The sequence below is a fragment of the Oscillibacter sp. GMB15532 genome (assembly GCF_041020825.1).
Lineage (GTDB): Bacteria > Bacillota > Clostridia > Oscillospirales > Oscillospiraceae > Oscillibacter.
Genome location: NZ_JBEVTO010000003.1, coordinates 156,645 through 174,278, shown reverse-complemented (window position 1 = coordinate 174,278; position 17,634 = coordinate 156,645). Strand labels below are relative to the sequence as shown.

Annotated in this window: 15 protein-coding genes; 5 read left to right on the top strand and 10 right to left on the bottom strand. The window is 59.4% G+C overall.

The annotated features are described in order from the left end of the window. The first annotated feature begins 190 nt into the window (after window positions 1-190). The gene (locus ABVS15_RS05120) at window positions 191-1,498 is read left to right on the top strand and encodes a Na+/H+ antiporter family protein (RefSeq protein ID WP_369282676.1); all 1,308 of its coding nucleotides are present in this window, start codon (window positions 191-193) and stop codon (window positions 1,496-1,498) included. 508 nt (window positions 1,499-2,006) lie between these two features. Here the strand turns inward: ABVS15_RS05120 and hutH are convergent. Then, window positions 2,007-3,575 (bottom strand): histidine ammonia-lyase, encoded by a 1,569-nt coding sequence (hutH, locus tag ABVS15_RS05115; protein ID WP_369282675.1) that lies wholly within the window; start codon window positions 3,573-3,575, stop codon window positions 2,007-2,009. A 573-nt stretch (window positions 3,576-4,148) separates the two neighbouring features. On the opposite strand from hutH, the gene ABVS15_RS05110 reads away from it, so the two are divergent. Further along, window positions 4,149-4,466, top strand: coding sequence for a YerC/YecD family TrpR-related protein (locus ABVS15_RS05110; RefSeq protein ID WP_293009872.1), 318 nt, complete (start codon window positions 4,149-4,151; stop codon window positions 4,464-4,466). Window positions 4,467-4,615: 149 nt separating this feature from the next. Here ABVS15_RS05110 and ABVS15_RS05105 read toward each other — a convergent pair whose 3' ends face one another. Beyond that, the gene (locus ABVS15_RS05105; protein WP_369282674.1) at window positions 4,616-5,026 is read right to left on the bottom strand and encodes a hypothetical protein; all 411 of its coding nucleotides are present in this window, start codon (window positions 5,024-5,026) and stop codon (window positions 4,616-4,618) included. A gap of 20 nt (window positions 5,027-5,046) precedes the next feature. After that, a complete protein-coding gene (locus ABVS15_RS05100; RefSeq protein ID WP_369282673.1) occupies window positions 5,047-6,393 on the bottom strand; it encodes a CCA tRNA nucleotidyltransferase in 1,347 nt (448 codons plus the stop codon). Between the two features lie 253 nt (window positions 6,394-6,646). Here ABVS15_RS05100 and murC point away from each other — a divergent pair, with 253 nt between their 5' ends. After that, window positions 6,647-8,026 (top strand): UDP-N-acetylmuramate--L-alanine ligase, encoded by a 1,380-nt coding sequence (gene murC, locus ABVS15_RS05095; protein ID WP_369282672.1) that lies wholly within the window; start codon window positions 6,647-6,649, stop codon window positions 8,024-8,026. 145 nt (window positions 8,027-8,171) lie between these two features. On the opposite strand, the gene ABVS15_RS05090 is transcribed toward murC, so the two are convergent. Next, complete coding sequence (locus ABVS15_RS05090; RefSeq protein WP_369282671.1) at window positions 8,172-8,771, bottom strand: 4'-phosphopantetheinyl transferase superfamily protein; 600 nt, start codon at window positions 8,769-8,771, stop codon at window positions 8,172-8,174. 210 nt (window positions 8,772-8,981) lie between these two features. Between ABVS15_RS05090 and dnaG the strand changes: the two genes are divergently transcribed. Beyond that, window positions 8,982-10,775, top strand: coding sequence for a DNA primase (gene dnaG / locus ABVS15_RS05085; RefSeq protein ID WP_369282670.1), 1,794 nt, complete (start codon window positions 8,982-8,984; stop codon window positions 10,773-10,775). Beyond that, entirely contained in the window at window positions 10,768-12,240 is a 1,473-nt protein-coding gene (gene rpoD, locus ABVS15_RS05080; RefSeq protein ID WP_369282669.1) for an RNA polymerase sigma factor RpoD, read from the top strand. The genes dnaG and rpoD overlap by 8 nt, the downstream gene beginning before the upstream one ends. Window positions 12,241-12,427: 187 nt before the next feature. On the opposite strand, the gene ABVS15_RS05075 is transcribed toward rpoD, so the two are convergent. From ABVS15_RS05075 to ABVS15_RS05050, 6 genes are all read right to left on the bottom strand, one after another. Then, the gene (locus ABVS15_RS05075; RefSeq protein ID WP_369282668.1) at window positions 12,428-12,763 is read right to left on the bottom strand and encodes a hypothetical protein; all 336 of its coding nucleotides are present in this window, start codon (window positions 12,761-12,763) and stop codon (window positions 12,428-12,430) included. Continuing rightward, the gene (locus tag ABVS15_RS05070; protein WP_369282667.1) at window positions 12,763-14,490 is read right to left on the bottom strand and encodes a phospho-sugar mutase; all 1,728 of its coding nucleotides are present in this window, start codon (window positions 14,488-14,490) and stop codon (window positions 12,763-12,765) included. Before ABVS15_RS05070 ends, ABVS15_RS05075 begins: the two co-directional genes overlap by 1 nt. 13 nt (window positions 14,491-14,503) lie before the next feature. Continuing rightward, a complete protein-coding gene (locus ABVS15_RS05065) occupies window positions 14,504-14,809 on the bottom strand; it encodes a hypothetical protein (protein WP_369282666.1) in 306 nt (101 codons plus the stop codon). Window positions 14,810-14,859: 50 nt separating this feature from the next. Beyond that, window positions 14,860-15,342 (bottom strand): 23S rRNA (pseudouridine(1915)-N(3))-methyltransferase RlmH, encoded by a 483-nt coding sequence (gene rlmH, locus ABVS15_RS05060; RefSeq protein WP_369282665.1) that lies wholly within the window; start codon window positions 15,340-15,342, stop codon window positions 14,860-14,862. Beyond that, window positions 15,330-16,115, bottom strand: a complete 786-nt coding sequence (locus ABVS15_RS05055) for an MBL fold metallo-hydrolase (protein WP_369282664.1) — start codon at window positions 16,113-16,115, stop codon at window positions 15,330-15,332. The genes rlmH and ABVS15_RS05055 overlap by 13 nt, the downstream gene beginning before the upstream one ends. 159 nt (window positions 16,116-16,274) lie before the next feature. After that, window positions 16,275-17,573 carry a UDP-N-acetylglucosamine 1-carboxyvinyltransferase gene (locus tag ABVS15_RS05050; protein ID WP_369282663.1) on the bottom strand — a complete coding sequence of 433 codons (1,299 nt, stop codon included), beginning with the start codon at window positions 17,571-17,573 and terminating at the stop codon, window positions 16,275-16,277. Window positions 17,574-17,634: the final 61 nt, after the last annotated feature.

Here is a 17,634-nt window from a genome sequence, read left to right as displayed (position 1 = left end):
TTGTTGCAGCGAATCTGTCCGGAAAGGAGGGCAATTACGGAAAATGGAAAAAGCGGAGGCTCCGGTAAAGTCCGGCTCTCGGCTGTACAAAATTTCCCGTAAACACTGCAAAATTCAACAATCATAAGGAAAGAGAGATTTCCAGCGTTTAGAGATTTAGAGATCTTTATAGGAAAGGGCGATTGAAATAATGTCTATTTTATTAAATCCGGTTCTTGTCTCCGTAGTAGTCCTGTGTGTCCTGTGTTTGCTGAAACTGAACGTTCTTTTGTCCCTGATCATTTCCGCCATCGTTGGCGCTGTTCTGGGTGGCATTGACATTCCTTCCGCCATGGGCATCCTGACCGCCGGCTTCAGCGTAAACGGCGGCACCTCTTTGGCCTACCTGTTGTTGGGCACCTTTGCCACCGCCATCGCCGCCACGGGCCTGGCCGACATGATGTCCAAGAAGCTCTCCAAAATTATGGGAAAGAGCGCCAAGTTCCTTCTGGTGGTGCTGGCCGGCGTGGCCTGCCTGTCCCAGAACCTGATTCCCGTTCACATCGCTTTCATTCCCATCATGATTCCTCCCCTGCTGAGTCTGTTCAACGAGCTGAAGATTGACCGCCGGGCTGCCGCCTGCTCTCTGGCATTCGGCCTGAAGGCTCCTTACATCACCATTCCCTTTGGCTTCGGCGCTATCTTCATGGGCATTATTGCCGATAACATGACCAAGAACGGTATGCCCACCACCATCGGTGAGATTGCGAAGTACAACTGGATTCTCGGTGTTTCCATGCTGATCGGTCTGTTTTTGGCCATCTTTGTCACCTATCGCAAGCCCCGCGAGTACAAGGACCTGTCCGTAGACGTGTCCGCCACCGAGGCCATCTCCGACAAGTTCACCAAGGAGCATGCTGTTACCCTTCTGGCCATCGTCGTGGTGGTTGCCGTTCAGATTCCCACCGAGTCTCTGGCTTTGTCCGCCCTGTGCGGCCTGATGGTCATGTTTATTTTTGGTGCCATCAAGTGGAAGAAGATCGACGAACAGTTTGACGGCGGCCTCAGAATCATGGGCATGATCGCCTTTATCATGCTGGTAGCCGGCGGCTATGCCGACGTAATCAAGGCCACCGGCGCGGTTGATGAACTGGTGCAGGCTGCTATCAGCATCATGGGCGGAAACAAAATCATCGCCGCCACCGTCATCACCCTCATCGGCCTTCTGGTCACCATGGGCATCGGCAGCTCCTTCAGCACTGTTCCCGTAGTTGCTGTGCTGTATGTTCCTCTGTGCCAGCAGATGGGCTTCTCCGTGCCCGCCACCATCATTTTGATGTCCGCCGCGGCCGCCTTGGGCGACGCCGGCTCTCCCGCTTCCGACACCACCTTGGGGCCCACGGCCGGTCTGGATGCGGACGGACAGCACAACCACATCTGGGATACCTGCGTACCCACCTTTATCCATTACAACATTCCTCTGATGATCGCCGCGATCATCGTCTCTCAGCTTATCTGATCCAAATTCAAAAGCTATACCAAAGGCTGGGGTTCGGTATTCACCGGACCCCAGCCTTTATCTTTCCCTGTGGAAACGCAGTGTGCTCCGCCAAGCAGCGACTTTGACAAAGAGGCGGCTCTGCAGGCAGGTCTTTCCCGCCTCTTTAATATATCCCTGCAAACAATTAACGGACTGCGAACCTGCCCGGCAAAGCATCCTCGCCGCCCTAACGCACCGCACCCCCGCAGAAGACTGCCAGCCTGAACGCATCAAACCCACCGCAGGACAGTCTGTGTGCCGACCATGCTTTTTTCTTCATTTTCTTTTCTCTCGACCCACTGGCAAGGTGACGAAACGATAGTTTTGTGCTTCACGGCAAAAGGACCTGTTTCGCCAAGGAGCACACTTTGTGAAAAGACAACGCCTGTCTGTAAGGACAGGAACGACTTTCTGCGGGAAGACCTTCAAAAAAGCCGCCGCACCGAAGTTCGGTGCGGCGGCTCTCATCTACTTACGGAAATGCAACTTATTCAAAGTCGGGGACGTGCTTCTTAACGATATCCAGCAGATCGCCGCTGCGGACCATCTTTTCTACCTCCGCAATGTCCTGCCAAATCTCGCGGTCGATCTCGTAGAACGCAACCTTCTCGCGCACGTGCTTGTACATGGCCTCGTGGACAGGCGCCATGCCCTGACCGTGGGTGTTCAGGTTGCGGCGAATGTCGATAGCCTGGCAGGCAGTCATCAGCTCATCCGCCAGAACGGACAGAGTGTTCTGCACAATCCAGCCGGCCTTGCGCGCTGCGGTGGTGCCCATGGAGACGATATCCTCCTGATTGGCGGAAGAGGGAATGGAGTCCACCGACGCGGGATGCGCCAGAACCTTGTTCTCGGAAACCATGGAAGCAGCGGAGTACTGCACGATCATAAAGCCGGAGTTCACGCCGGGCTTGGTGGTGAGGAACGGGGTCAGTCCGTTGGACAGAGCCGCGTTCACCATGCGCTCGGTGCGGCGCTCGGAGGCGTTGGCAATCTCGCTGCACGCGATGCCCAGCGTGTCGAAGGGAATCGCCATGGGCTCGCCGTGGAAGTTGCCGCCAGAGATAACCGCCTCGTCATCGAGGAACAGCAGCGGGTTGTCGGTGACGGCGTTCAGCTCAATCTCCACCTTGGCGCGCACATACTCCAGCGCGTCACGGACGGCGCCGTGGAGCTGGGGGATGCAGCGCAGGGCGTATGCGTCCTGCACCCGGTCCTTCTGGCAGTTGTCCAGAATCTCGGAATCGGCCAGAAGCTTACGCATATTGGCAGCCACCATAATCTGGCCCTTCTGGCCGCGAACGGCGTGAATGCGGGCGTCAAAGGCGTTGCGCAGACCGGTGAGGGCCTCGAAATCCAAAGAGCTGATGGCGTCGGCCAACTGGGCGGCGCAGATGGTGTCAAACAGAGCCAGAGAACCAACAGAAGTCATGGCGCAGGTGCCGTTGGTCATGCCAAGGCCTTCCTTGCACACCAGCGTCTCCAACGTCTGGATGCCGGCCTTGGCCATGGCCTCCGCGCCGGTGAGCTTTTCGCCCTTGTAGTTTGCCAAGCCCTTGCCCAGCAGGGGCAGCGTCATGTGGGCCAGCGGGGCCAGATCTCCGGAAGAGCCCAAAGAGCCCTTCTGGGGAACCACGGGAGTAACGCCCGCGTTCAGCATGGCCAGCATCATCTCCACCAGAATGGGGCGAATGCCGGAAACACCCACGCATAGCGCGTTTGCCCGCAGCAACAGCATACCGCGCACCACCTCGTCGGCATAGGGATCGCCGGTGCCGGTGCAGTGGCTGAGAATCAGGTTGGTGGACAGCTCGTTGCTCATCTCTTCAGGCACGGCCACCTTCTGGAAATCTCCAAAGCCGGTGGTGATTCCGTAAGCAACGCGGTTCTCCGCCACAATTTTTTCCGCCAGCGCGCGGGACTTCTTCATGGCTTCCAGCGCGGAGGCAGCCAGCTCCACCGTCGCGCCATAACGGGCGACGGCCACGAAGGACTCCAGCGTCAGGCTGTGTCCGTCAACAACGACATGCTTTATTTCAGAAGGCTTCATAATCATTTTAATCGTTACCTCGCTTCAAATTTTTGCCCTGCAATATCAGTCTTTTTAAAAAGCGTCCGCCCCGAGAGTCACAGCCGGAAAAGGATGCGCCATAAGCTGCATTTACAGGTCCTGTGAGATGTGAGAAATGGTTTCCATGATTCGGGTCAGGCGCGCTTCCGGCACTCTCGCGCCGGAAGCGCCGTTCACCCTGCCCAGGGGTGAGCCTGCCGCAATCCTGTCTGTATTGTGCGCTGGTCGGTTTAACGTTTTCGCACAAACACATAATAGCATTGTTTTTGTACGAAATCAACATTTATTTTTTAATTTTAATATAGTTTTTTGTTCATTATCACAGTATATCGGTAGCGTATTAGCAAGATACGGGGGTAGTGTATTATCATGCGGACTTTTAAAGCTTAAATGCCTGCCGATGTTTGGCAAAATTGACATGCGGCAGGGGAAAGTAGATTGACAGTGACTGAAAAGTCTGCTATTCTTGGCCATAGGATACCCTGTTACCGTATAAAAGCAATCCTGCCGCCGGAGCCGACACACGGCGGCGCCTGATTTTGAAAGTGGGGCTGCAAGATGTATGAAAGCAGAATGAAATCGGAAATGGTAGACCATCTGTATCAGGCAATTCTCTCCCTGAAGGACCAGGAGGACTGCTACCGCTTTTTTGACGATTTGTGTACCGTCGGGGAGATTCAGGTCATGGCCCAGAGGTGGATGGTGGCCCGGATGCTTCAGGACGGAGAAACCTTCAACGCCATCAATGAAAAAACCGGTGTTTCCTCCGCCACCATCACCCGCGTGCGGAAATGCCTGGTCTACGGCGCGGAGGGCTATGCCCGAGTGATTGACCGTCTGGCGGAGCCAGAGCCTCCCAAAAAGAAAAAGGGATAATTCCCATCGACGTTAAAATCCCCGTCCCCCGGCAAGCATCCTCTTTCCATCGGGAAGGAGATGCCTGCCGGGGGACGGGTTCTTTGATCGGCAAATCCCCGGCGGCGCAAATTGCGCCGCCGGGGATTTCTTATCCGACGAAAACAGTGTCACTCCTCAGACGCGCCCTGAATCTCCAGCAGCTCCAAGGCGTGCTGTCCGGCGGCGGTGAGGGCCATGCTGCCCTTGTAAGGGAACCCCTCGTAGGCCGTGTAGTCAAAATTTGAAAGCGGCAGATCGTAGTCCAACCGGACCAGACGCTTCTGCGCCAGCGACGTGATAATCTGGCCATACTCCGCGGGGGTGTATCTTGCGCCCTCCAGATAAATCGGGTCCTGGGACCCCTCCCGCCGGGCGATGGGTAAAAACGGTGTCTGGGCCAGGTCCTGCAGCAGCTCCAGCTCTCCCTCGCCCATCCATACGCTGGCCCTTGCACTGCATCCGCTGCATCCATCGCAGCCGCCGTCCGTGCCGCAGGCCCCGCCGCCGCACGCTCCGCACTGATGCTCCTCGTGATTCATATGCCCATCTCCAATCATATTCAAAAATTTTGGTGTTTTGTTTCTTTCTGCCGGTCTGCCCGGCCCTCCGCCGCATGCAGCAGTGCAGAGCGCTGGTTCGGCAGGTCCCCGTCCACCACGGCGGAGAGAAGCTCCTCCAGCGCCGCGCCGATTTCGGAACCCCGAAGCCCCAGAGCCAGCATATCCTGTCCGTTTACCGCCAGCTGCCGCAGTGATACGCATTCGTCCCGGGCCAGCAGGTCCTCCATCATCCTTTGTATCTGCTCCACGTCCTTCAGCCGGGCGCGGTAGGCCGGAGCCTGCCCCAGATTATCCGCCCGCTTCACCTCGGTCAGCTGCCGCAGGCGCTCCGCCCCCAGCTTTCGCAGCGCGCGGCGGATGCTTTTTTCCGTCCGGGGAATCTCCCTGTCGTGCCACAGCACCAGCGTGACCACCGCCTCCCGGGTTGCGTTGTCAAATTTCAGCCGCCGCAAAATCGCGTCCGTCATCTCCGCGCTGACCGTCGGATGCCCGTAAAAGTGTCCGCCCCGCTCGTCCCGGGTGTAGCACCGGGGCTTTGCCACATCGTGCAGCAGCACAGCCCAGCGCAGAATCGGCTCCGCCGGGACCTCGCTCAGGGCATGAAGCGTATGCTCCCATACATCATAACAGTGATAGCGGCTGTGCTGGTCAAAGCCCACCATGGGCAAAAGCTCCGGCACCACCGTTCCCGCCACCTCCGGAAATTCCCGCAGGACCTCCGCCGCGGCGGGGCCGCACAAAAGCTTCGTCAGCTCAATCTGTATCCGCTCCGCGGCCACGTCGCAAAGCAATTTTCTGCACGCCCGCAGCGCCCGCGCCGTCTCCTCTTCCACAGAAAAGTCCAACACCGCCGCCAGCCGCAGCCCGCGCAGAATCCGAAGCGCGTCCTCTTGAAACCGCTCCTCGGGCAATCCCACACAGCGCAGAAGCTTATTTCTCAAATCCTCCCGCCCGCCAAAGGGGTCTGTCAGCGTTCCCCGCAGGTCCATTCCCATGGCGTTCACCGTAAAATCCCGGCGGCTTAAATCGTCCCGCAGGGAGCGGGTAAACGCCACCGTGTCGGGGCGACGGCGGTCGGTATACTTTCCGTCGGTGCGAAAGGTAGTGACCTCCACGGAAAGTCCCCCCTCCCGGACGGTCACGGTACCGTGGCGCAGTCCGGTGGGCGCAGCCCGACCCGAAAACAGCGCCATTGTCTCCTCCGGCAGGGCCGAGGTAGCCACGTCCCAGTCCCCCGGCTCCCGTCCCAGCAGGGAATCCCGGACGCAGCCGCCCACACAGTGGGCCTCGTGGCCATGCTCCTCCAGCGCCTTTAATATGCGTTTCACCGGCTCCGGAATGTTCACCTGCTCACCTTACTTTCTCTTTTCAAATCAGCGGGCCACAGCCGGTTTCCTCATAGCGGGCCGCGCCTTTTCGGTTGCATTTTCCACTCTTGCATAGTATAATACCTTTTCTGAGAAGGACAGTCAATCGCCCCCGCCTGAATGTAAAAAATTTGCCGGGGCGCTATAAATTCCGGCGCCGCAGTTATAATACAGTATCATACAATAAACGGCGTCCCATTTGCAAGTCATTGCAGGAGAAGGAGCAACTATTATGATGAATAATCCAAAGCCCATCAGCGCTTACATGGTTCCCGGCAAGCAGGTTCATCTGGTGGGGATCGGGGGCGTATCCATGGCTCCGCTGGCGGAAATCCTGCTGGGGATGGGGCTTGCGGTCCACGGCTCCGACATCCATGAAAGCGAAGCGGTGGCCCATCTGCGGTCCGCGGGCATCCACGTGGACATCGGCCACAGCGCCGAAAATCTGGGCGAGTGCGACTTTGTGATCCGCACCGCCGCCGTCCACGACAACAACCCGGAAATTTCCGGCGCGGTGACCCGGGGCATCCCGGTTTACGAGCGGGCGCAGGCACTGGGCGCCATCATGCGCCGCTACCCCAACGCCCTGTGCATCTCCGGCACCCACGGAAAAACCACCACCACCTCCATGTGCACTCACATCTTTATGGCGGCGGAGGCAGACCCCACCGTGATGATCGGCGGCATGCTGCCCCTGCTTAACTCCGCCTACCGGGTGGGCAACGGGGACACCATGATTCTGGAATCCTGCGAGTATTGTAACTCGTTCCTCTCCTTCTACCCCACCGTGGCGGTGATTCTCAACGTAGAAGAGGACCATCTGGACTTTTTCAAGGATTTGGAGGACATTGAGCGCTCCTTCCGCCGCTTTGCCCAGCTGGTGCCGGACGGTGGGCGGGTGGTGGCCAACGCGGACAACGACGGGGCCATGGCGGCTCTGAAAAACTTAGGCCGCCCGGTGTTTACCTTCGGGCTGGAGCGCACCGCCCACTGCACCGCCGAAAACCTCCGTGAGGAAGGCGGGAAACAGCTTTTCGACGTGACAGTATACGGCAAGCCCTATGCCAGCGTGTCCCTGCCCGTCCACGGCAGACACAATGTGTCCAACGCGCTGGCGGCGGCTTCAGCAGCCTATGTACTGGGCGTGCCCGGCTCTGCCGTGGAGCGGGGGCTTGTGGACTTTACCGGCGCGGGCCGGCGCTTTGAGCGCAAGGGCGTGTTTCACGGCGCGGACGTTTACGACGACTACGCCCACCATCCCGATGAGCTCCACGCCCTGCTGGCCATGTCCAAAGAGCTGCCCTACAAGCGGGTAGTGCTGGCGTTCCAGCCCCATACCTATTCCCGCACCGCCAAGCTGTTCGACCGTTTTGTGGAGGAGTTGAAGCTTGCGGATGTGGCAATTGTGGCGGAGATTTACGCCGCCCGGGAAACCAACACCGTGGGCATCAGTTCCAATGATCTGTGTAAAAAGGTCCCCGGCTCCGTCTATTGCTCCAATCTGGAGCAGGTGACGGACCGGCTTCGTGCCATCGCCCAGCCGGGAGATTTGATCCTGACCGTGGGCGCGGGGGATATCTACCGGGCAGGAGAGGCTCTGTTGAAGGGATAAACGGTTGTAAATACAAAAGTCCCCGGGAAACTGCTTTCCCGGGGACTTCTCCCGCACCGCGCCCGGGCGATGCGCTTACCTTTTAAAACATCCGCAGTTCGGGGCACCGGCCTTTCAGACACGCGGCCCCGGAAATTTCCAGCGGCTATACCATCTGCTCCAAAGAGAACTTTTGAATCCTGCTCACGCCCTCGGCGCTGCGGGTGGCCACTCCGGCAACATACCCGGGGAACGTCTCCACGTAATAGAAATATTCTCCGTATTGCAAAGGGGCCTCCCCCTCCCGCATGATGCTCACTCCCGCGCCGCTGCGCTTAAACCGCGCCTCCCGCCGAACCCAGCTCTGGAAAAATGCCTCCTCCGAGGCCGCGTCCGCCAGCCGCTTCATGGCTCTTGGGGACACGGGACGTATCTTTTCAATATCCACACCCAGCGGTTCACCGGATAGGCCCACCAGCACCGCCCCGGGCGTGTGGCTTAAATTGAAGCACACCTCCGGAAAAGCGGGAAATCCCGGCTTTCCCTGGGTAGTCAGCGCGATCTCCGGCAGCTCCCGCCACCGGTATTTTTCCCAAAGCGCGCGGCGCAGAATCGCATAGGCGCAAAGCGGCTCCCTCCACCGTTCGGTGTCACGAACCCGGGCAAGCCGCGCCCGCCGCTCAGGCGGCAGCATTTCCAGCAGCGCGTCGTTCTCCCGCTCGCTGAGCGGACGATCCAACCGCGCGGCCCAAAGCTCCACTGCCATTGCCCCACCTCTTTCTCTCTATCTCTCTGAACACTTATTTTAGCCGCCAAATACAAAACTGTAAAGCCGGGAAAGAAAAGTTTTCTGAAAATTCGCAAAAAAAGAGGAAATTTCAGCCCAACGGGGTATAAATAGAGTGACTTGAACCGACTTGCCGGGTATGACCCGGGACAAATCCGGTAAAACTCACCGGGAGGGAGGTATGTTCCGTTGCCGTTTCCGCAAAATTTTCTGGACGAGCTGACAGCCCGCAGCGACATTGTGGATGTGGTGGGCAGCTATGTCCAGCTTACGAGACGAGGCGCGAACTACTTTGGCCTCTGCCCGTTTCACAGCGAAAAAACCGGCTCCTTCTCCGTCTCTCCGGACAAGCAGATTTATTACTGCTTCGGCTGCAAACGGGGCGGCGGCGTCATCAACTTTATTATGGAGGAGGAGAGCCTCCCCTTTCCGGACGCGGTGCGGTTTCTCGCCCGGCGCGCCGGGCTGGAGGTTCCGGAGGAGACGGGGGACCGCGAGGCGGAGCAGAAGCGGCGGCGCCTTCTGGATTTGAACCGCGACGCGGCCCGGTTTTACTATCAGCAGCTTCAGGAACCGGAGGGCCGCGCCATGCGCGACTATCTGGACCGGCGGCAGATCGGGCAGGCCACGGCGGTCCGCTTCGGCCTTGGTGCGTCTGTCGACCGGTGGGACGCGCTCATCACCGCCATGACCCGCCAGGGCTACACCAAGTCGGAGCTTCTGGGCGCGGGCCTTGCGGTGCAGAACAAAAACGGCGGCATTTACGACAAGTTCAGAAACCGTCTGATGTTCCCCGTCATCAACGTGCGGGGAGACGTAGTAGCCTTTGGCGGGCGGGTGCTGGACCATGCGGAGCCAAAGTATATGAACTCCTCGGAAACCCCGGTTTACAGCAAGCGCCGGGAACTGTACGCCCTGAATCTGGCGAAAAAGTCCAAGCGCCCTAACATCATTCTGTGCGAGGGCAACATCGACGTGGTAACGCTCCATCAGGCGGGATTTGACAACGCCGTGGCCTCCATGGGCACGGCGCTGACACAGGAGCAGACCCGGCTTCTGAGCCGGTACACCAAGGAAATCGTCTTGTGCTACGACAACGACAACGCCGGTAAAATCGCCACAGAACGGGCATTGCAGATTCTGAACAACTCGGAATTTACCGTCCGGGTTCTCCGTCTGCCGAACAAACGGATGGAGGACGGCTCCATGGGCAAGCAGGACGCGGACGATTTTATCAAGGTCTTCGGCCCCGACGCGTTCGAGCGGCTGCTCACCGGCAGCGAAAACGGCGTGGAGTTCCGCCTGGCCCAGATTTCCGGGAAATACGACTTGACGGACGACCGCCAGCGCCTTGCCTACGCCGAGGAGGTCAGCGCGCTTCTGGCAGGCCTTGAAAGTCCCGTGGAGCGGGACATTTACACTGTCCGGGCGGCGGAGGCCGCCAAATTGACGCCGGAGGCCATGAAGCTGGAGGTGCAACGGGCCTTCAAGCGCCGGATGGGTAAGGAGCGGCGGGCACGGGAGCGCCGGGACCTGAATCCGGCGGCGGAGCTTCAACCCAAGGGACGGGACCTGCGCTATACAAACCTTCGCTCCGCCATGGCGGAGGAGGGCATTTTGCGGCTTTTGCTGCTGGACGACAGCCTGTTTCCGGAAACGCCGCCCCTGCAGGAGAAGGAATTTTCCTCTCCGCTGCTTGGCAGGGTCTTCTCCCTTTTGTGGCGGCAGCGGGAGCAGCGCAGCGCGCCCAAGCTCTCGTTTCTCGCGGGAGAGCTGTCCGGCGAGGAGATGAGCCACATTACAAATCTGTGCCAAAAACCGGAGTCCGCCGCAAACGGGCGGCAGGCGCTGGCCGATTACATAGCAATTGTCCGCCGGGAGGCGGAAAAGCGAGCCGGCGCGGGCACAGCGGACCCGCTGCTGGCAAAAATGGAAGAATTGAAAGATCAGAAAAAAAGCGACGGAGGAAAGCGACATGTCTAAGAAGAAAGAACCCACCCCTGAGGAGCGGCTGGAGCAGGAGGCCAATGCCCTGCTGAAAGCCGGATTGACAAACGGGGCGGAGAGAGCGGCGGCAGCCGGCGGCAAGTCCGGTCAGGACACCGCTCCCATCATGACCGACGAGGAGGCCAAAAAGGCCGGTATCCTCCGTCTGGACGACAGGCAGGTGGCATCCCTGCCCGCCTCCGCATGGCTGGCAGGCAATGAAAAGCTGCGCGAGCTTTTATATAGGGCCCAGAAAAAGGGCAAGCTGGATTCCGGCGAGCTGGCGGAGTCGCTGGACACCCTGAATCTTGAGGGTGACCAGATGGATCAGCTTTATGATTCTCTGGAGGCGCTGAATATTGATATCAGTACCGACGAGGATATTCTCCCCGAGCTGCCCGACGACGGCCCCGCCGCCGAGGAAATTGCCGACGTGGAGGAAGAGGAGCTGGTGGACCCCAACACGTTGGTTGGGAACTTTGCCATCGACGACCCCGTGCGGATGTACCTGAAGGAAATCGGAAAGGTCCCCCTGCTGACCCCCGACGAGGAGGTGGACCTGGCCCAGCGCATGGCCGCAGGCGCAGAGGCGGAGGAAAAGCTGAAGGAGCTGGCCCGTCAGAAAGAGGAGGGTGAGGAACCCGCCCTCTCCAAGGAAGAGGAAGCCGCCGTCAAAAAGGTTTTCCGCAGCGGCGAGCTTGCCAAGCAAAAGCTGGCGGAGGCAAACCTCCGTCTGGTGGTGTCCATTGCCAAGCGGTATGTGGGCCGGGGCATGCTGTTCCTGGATTTGATTCAGGAGGGCAATCTGGGCCTGATCAAAGCTGTTGAAAAGTTTGACTGCACAAAGGGCTTTAAGTTCTCCACCTACGCAACGTGGTGGATTCGTCAGGCCATCACCCGCGCCATCGCGGATCAGGCCCGCACCATCCGCATTCCGGTGCATATGGTGGAAACCATCAACAAGGTCATCCGGGTGAGCCGCCAGCTATTGCAGGAGCTGGGCCACGATCCCAGTCCTCAGGAAATTGCCATTGAGATGAACGGCGGCCCCGCCGCATGGGAAAAGGTCCGGGAAGACGAGAAGAAGCGGGCCGTGGACCGCATCCGTGAGATTTTGAAGATTGCGCAGGAGCCGGTTTCCCTGGAAACCCCCATCGGTGAGGAGGAGGACAGCCACCTTGGCGACTTCATCCCCGACGAGGGCGCGTCAGAGCCGTCCGAGGCCGCGTCCTATAAGCTTCTGCGGGAGCAGCTGATGGATGTGCTCTCCACCCTGACCCCCCGTGAGGAGCAGGTTTTGAAGCTGCGCTTCGGCATTGAGGACGGCCGTGCCAGAACCTTGGAAGAGGTCGGCAAGGAATTCAACGTCACCCGCGAGCGTATCCGCCAGATCGAGGCCAAGGCCCTGCGCAAGCTGCGCCACCCCAGCCGCAGCAAGAAGCTGAAGGACTTTTTGAACTGAGCACTTTTTACCGGGCAGGGACTTTCGTCCCTGCCCGGTTTCTTGTCCACTGATGGGCGGAGAGACAATTGGCAATCTCTCCGCCCCGCGTCTTTAGCACGAACTCTATATAGAAATCGTAATCCCACAAAACTTCACATACAAAAAACCGGGACCTGCCGTGTTGGCAGGTCCCGGCTTTTCAGCTTTACAGAAATTGTTCCAGCGCGGTGCGAAGCGCTTCGTCCGACGGGGGGACATTCCAGAACAGGGGCTTTTCGTTCCCCGTAAGAACCGGGAGATACAGTCCGTCTGGGTCGTCCAGCGTCATGTGGTTTGCCCGGCAGCCGGGACAGTAGGAGGGCTGGCACACGCTGTCAAATCCATGAGCCGCAATATCCGCCTCGTCCATGATTTTCTCCACTGTGCACGCAAGGCCCAGTTCTCGGGCCATTTGCTCCACCCGTTCCAGATAAAAGTCGTTTCGGGGACACTCGGAGGCATACAGCCGCAGCCTGACGCCGGATTCTTCCCCTCCCGCCATCACTTTTGCAGTGACGCGGCCCAAGCGCCATATTTTTCGATATTCGCGTCGCAATCGGCCCGATTGGCCCCCTGTGTCAGGATGTACACCTTGATTTTCGGCTCCGTGCCGGAAGGGCGGACCAGAATCGTGGTTCCGTCCGCCAGCTCAAAGCGCAGCACATTGGACCCGGACAGCTCCATGTCGGTCTTTGTCCCGGTTGCGCAGTCCACCACGGACCCGTCGGCATAGTCCTTGCGCACCGCCACCTTCACGCCGTCAATGGCGGCAGGCGGATTTTCCCGCAGGCCACGCATCAGCTCCGCCATGTCCTTCAATCCGTCCAGCCCCGGCATCACCAGATTATAGGTCTTCTCCCCATACTGGCCGTACTTTTCATAGAGCTTCTCCAGCGCGTCAAACAGCGTCATTCCCTGCGCGGCATACCACGCGGCCATTTCGGTCAGCAGCATGGAGGCCGTCACCGCGTCCTTGTCCCGGACGTAATCGCCCAGCATATAGCCGTAGGATTCTTCGTAGGAGAAGATGACCTTCCCCTCCCCTGCCGCTTCCAGCGCGTTCTTCTTCTCCGCCATAAACTTGAAGCCGGTGAAAGTATCAAAGCACTCCACGCCGTTGGACTCCGCAACCTTCCGCGCCATCTCCGTGGTAACGATGGTTTTCAGCGCCACGGGCCGCTCCGGCAGCCGTCCCGCCCGGCGCATTGCCCCGATGAGATAGTCCAGCAGCAGCACGCCCGTCTGGTTCCCCGTGACGGGGCGGTACTCCCCGTCCTTATCCCGCACCATGATGCCCACCCGGTCGCTGTCCGGGTCAGTGCCCACGATGAAATCCACGTCGTTTTCCCGGGCAAGGTCAACCGCCAGATAAAACCCCTCCGGGTTCTCCGGATTGGGGGATTTCACGGTGGGGAAGGTCCCGTCAATCACCATCTGCTTTGGCTCGCACAGAATGTGCTTTACCCCCAGCGCCCGCAGGGCCTCCGGCACCAGCTTGTAGCCGCAGCCGTGGAACGGGGTGTATACCAGCTTAAAGGTATCCGCCACCTTGGCGACGGTTTCCCGGTCATTGATCATGGCGGTGACCTCTTCCATAAACCGCCGGTCCGTCTCCTCCCCCATCACGGTGACAAGCCCGGTAGCCAGCGCCTCGTCCCAGCCCAGCGCCTTCACGCCGGTGAAGATATCAATTTCCGTCATCTTTTTTGCAACAGCCGCCGCGTGGTGGGGCGGGAGTTGGGCCCCGTCCTCCCAATAGACCTTGTAACCGTTGTACTCCTTGGGGTTATGGCTGGCGGTGACGTTGATGCCCGCGATGCAGCCGTATTCCCGCACGGCGAAGCTCAGCTCTGGCGTAGGACGCAGCGCGTCAAAAATCCGCACGGACACCCCGTTTGCAACGCAGACCCCCGCCGCTTCCCGGGCAAAGTCCACAGAGCCCTCCCGGCAGTCCATGCAAATGGCGACGCCCCGCTTCGCCGCATCACCGCCCTCCGCCAGAATCACCTGGGCGAAGGCCTGGGTGGCATGGCGGATGACATGGACGTTCATATTATGCAGGCCCACGGCCATAATCCCACGCAGTCCGGCGGTGCCGAACTCCAGCGGGCCGTAAAACCGGGCTTCGATTTCCTTGGCGTCGTTTTTCAGGGCGGACAGCTCGTCCTTTTCCGCCTGAGACAAGGCGGGGCTGTTCAGCCACTTTTCATATTCCCGCATGAACTCCATGAAATTTTCCTCCTTATTCTTCGTCGACCGGTTGGGCCGGATTGTCCAGAATCGCCTTAGCGTCCTCCAGCAGGGATTGGGGCACGTAGATATCCACGCCCCGTCCGGCAAAGCCAAAAATCACCTTACCAAGTGTGCCGGATTTAAATGCGGGAATGCCACAGCCATTCAGCATGGACAGCAGCACGTCGGCGCCGCCCCCCAGCTCCGACTGTGCAGAAATCAGCAGCTCCGCCCGCTCCGGCTCTCCGTTCGATCCTGTGGGCCAACCCTCCGGCAGGTCACTTTGGCGCAGACCCCAGTTGTTCTCGTTTTTCATTGGGTCCCTCCTTCTGCAAAATCAAAAATTTATTAGGAATAAAAGTTAACTCACTTGTGATATCGTCCGCCTGCTTGAATCTGATACGCCCGGTACAGCTGCTCCAGCAGCATCACCCGGGCCAGATGGTGGGGAAAGGTCATGGGCGACATGGACAGGCGCAAATCAGCTCTGTCTTTCAGGCTTTGATGCAGCCCCACGCTGCCGCCGATCAAAAAGGTGAGTTGAGATGCGCCGGACACGGCAAAACCGCCCAGCGCCTCCGCAAAAGCCGGGGAGGAAAGCGTTTTTCCCTCGATGCACAGGGCGATCAGCGCACCGGATTTGGGGAGCCTCTCCTCCACCCGGCCTGCTTCCTCAAGAAGCGCCCGCTCAATTTCCGCCGGGGACGGCGCTTCTCTGAGCCGCGCTTCCGGCAGCTCCACGATTTCCGCCTTACAATACCGCGACAGACGCTTCAAATACTCCGCCGCCGCGTCCGCGTAGAACTTCTCCTTTAGCTTCCCCACGCACAGAATGCTTACCTTTTGCATACGCCCTCCGTCACCTGATGGCAGGGGCCTGTACACTCCCGCTCCGCAACGGACAGCGCCGGGCCTTCCCCTGCCTCCGCCAGCGCAGCGGACACGGCACAAAGAGCCGTCTCCGGCGTGTTGTTGTCTCGGCTCAGGTGCGCCAGAACCAGCTCCTCCGTCCCGGACCGGCACGAGCGGACGGCAAACCGGGCCGCCGCCTCATTGCTCAAATGCCCCTCATCGCCAAGAATCCGTCGCTTTAAGAAATAGGGGTATGCCCCGCCCCGCAGCATATCTACGTCGTGATTGGCCTCCAGCATCAGCAGCGGTACGCCGCAAAGCACCTCCGCGGCCTCGTCGGTGACAATCCCCGTGTCGGTCAACAGGCCGAAGTCCCCCACCCGGAAACCGGCGGAGCCGGGGGCGTCGTGGGAGGTGGGAAATGCGTCCACATCGCAGCCGTCCACGGTGAACCGATCGCCCATGACAAAGGGTGACAGGCGGTTTTCAATGCCCGCCAATCGCCGCCGCAGGTCACGCCCCGCCGCTTCGCTGGCGTATACCGGGCCGTCCCACCGCTTTAAAAGAGTTTGCAGCCCGGCAATATGATCCGCGTGGGTGTGGGTAATCAAAATGCCGGACAGGTCGTCCAGCGACCGACCCAGCTCCCGCAGCGCGGAGGTAATCCGGCGGCAGGAAATGCCCGCGTCCAAAAGAAGACAAACGCCGTCCTTTTCCAGCAGGGCGGCGTTTCCCGAAGAGCCGCTGGCAAGCGTATGTAAAATCGTCAAAAAAAGTCCCCCGTGCGTGTTGAATTCGGGCGGCGCCCGCCCGGTGATAAAAATGCGTCCGTGACGGAGAGTGTCGACGAAAGTCGGCGACCTCCATCGCGGACGCGGTAGTAACTCCATAAAACGCCTGATGCGTTATGCACTTCTGATCTGGACGGCTCAGCCGATGTGGGCCTCCAGCTGCTCATTCTCTCCCGGCTCCTCCACCACGCGAATGTCGGCTCCCAGACTGCGGAGCTTATCAACAATGCGCTCATAGCCCCGCTCGATATATTGCACCTGACTGATTTCGGACTCACCCTTGGCGGCCAGCGCCGCGATGACAAGCGCCGCGCCCGCCCGCAGGTCGCAGGCCTGAATGGGCGCGCCGGTGAGATAGTCCACGCCCTGAACCACCGCAGTCTTGTCGTCCACCTGAATGGACGCACCCATGCGCTTGAGCTCGTCTACATAGCGGTATCGGTTGTTCCAAACGCTTTCCGTCACCAGCGACGTTCCCTCGGCAAGAGAGAGCACCGTGGTCATCTGCGGCTGCATATCCGTGGGAAAGCCGGGATACGGCATGGTTTTCACGTTGGTCTGGTGCAGCGGCTCGCTGCGCCGGACCAGCAGCGTATCCTCCCGTTCCTCCACCTCCACGCCGCACTCCTGCAGCTTGGCGGTGATACAATCCATGTGCTTGGGAATAATATTCTTCACCAGAATCTGTCCGCCGGTGGCGGCAACCGCCGCCATGTAGGTACCCGCCTCAATCTGGTCGGGGATAATGGCATAGCTTCCGCCCAAAAGACGGGAAACGCCCTGAATTTTAATAGTGTCGGTGCCCGCACCCCGGACATTGGCCCCCATAGAGTTTAAAAAGTTGGCCAAATCCACGATATGGGGCTCCTTCGCCGCGTTTTCAATCACAGTAGGGCCCTCCGCCAGAACGGCAGCCATCATAATGTTCATAGTAGCGCCCACCGAAACCACATCCAGATAAATGTTGGCTCCGTGAAGCCGGGGCTCCCGGCAGGAGGCGTGAATAAAGCCGCCCTCCACCGTCACGTCCGCGCCAAGCGCCTTAAATCCCTTGATGTGCTGATCGATGGGCCGCACGCCAAAATTGCATCCGCCGGGCATGGCCACGTCGGCCCGGGCAAAACGGCCCAGCAGCGCACCGATCAGGTAATAGGACGCACGAATGCGCCGCGCCATCTCATAGGAGGTGCGTGTAGAGCGGATATGGGTGCAGTCAATCTCTACCGTATGGGGATTAATTGCGCGGACAGACGCGCCCAGCTCGTCCAAAATGGTGTAAAACAAATGCACGTCGGAGATCTGAGGGATGTTTTCAATGCGGCACACTCCCTCCACCAAAAGCGCGGCGGGGAGGATGGCAACAGCCGCGTTTTTCGCGCCGCTGATCTCCACCTCGCCAAACAGGGGCTTGCCGCCCCGAACGATATATTTTGTCAAACCCAAAACCCTCTCTTTTACGTCAAAACGGACCGTCTGTGTTCATTGTACCCCCAGATGG

What these genes read in the sequence shown, in the direction of transcription:
- ABVS15_RS05120 (WP_369282676.1), top strand. Translation starts at nt 191, where the DNA reads ATGTCTATTTTATTAAATCCGGTTCTTGTCTCCGTAGTAGTCCTGTGT.
- hutH (WP_369282675.1), bottom strand. Translation starts at nt 3,575, where the DNA reads ATGATTATGAAGCCTTCTGAAATAAAGCATGTCGTTGTTGACGGACAC.
- ABVS15_RS05110 (WP_293009872.1), top strand. Translation starts at nt 4,149, where the DNA reads ATGTATGAAAGCAGAATGAAATCGGAAATGGTAGACCATCTGTATCAG.
- ABVS15_RS05105 (WP_369282674.1), bottom strand. Translation starts at nt 5,026, where the DNA reads ATGAATCACGAGGAGCATCAGTGCGGAGCGTGCGGCGGCGGGGCCTGC.
- murC (WP_369282672.1), top strand. Translation starts at nt 6,647, where the DNA reads ATGATGAATAATCCAAAGCCCATCAGCGCTTACATGGTTCCCGGCAAG.
- ABVS15_RS05090 (WP_369282671.1), bottom strand. Translation starts at nt 8,771, where the DNA reads ATGGCAGTGGAGCTTTGGGCCGCGCGGTTGGATCGTCCGCTCAGCGAG.
- rpoD (WP_369282669.1), top strand. Translation starts at nt 10,768, where the DNA reads ATGTCTAAGAAGAAAGAACCCACCCCTGAGGAGCGGCTGGAGCAGGAG.
- ABVS15_RS05075 (WP_369282668.1), bottom strand. Translation starts at nt 12,763, where the DNA reads ATGGCGGGAGGGGAAGAATCCGGCGTCAGGCTGCGGCTGTATGCCTCC.
- ABVS15_RS05070 (WP_369282667.1), bottom strand. Translation starts at nt 14,490, where the DNA reads ATGGAGTTCATGCGGGAATATGAAAAGTGGCTGAACAGCCCCGCCTTG.
- ABVS15_RS05065 (WP_369282666.1), bottom strand. Translation starts at nt 14,809, where the DNA reads ATGAAAAACGAGAACAACTGGGGTCTGCGCCAAAGTGACCTGCCGGAG.
- rlmH (WP_369282665.1), bottom strand. Translation starts at nt 15,342, where the DNA reads ATGCAAAAGGTAAGCATTCTGTGCGTGGGGAAGCTAAAGGAGAAGTTC.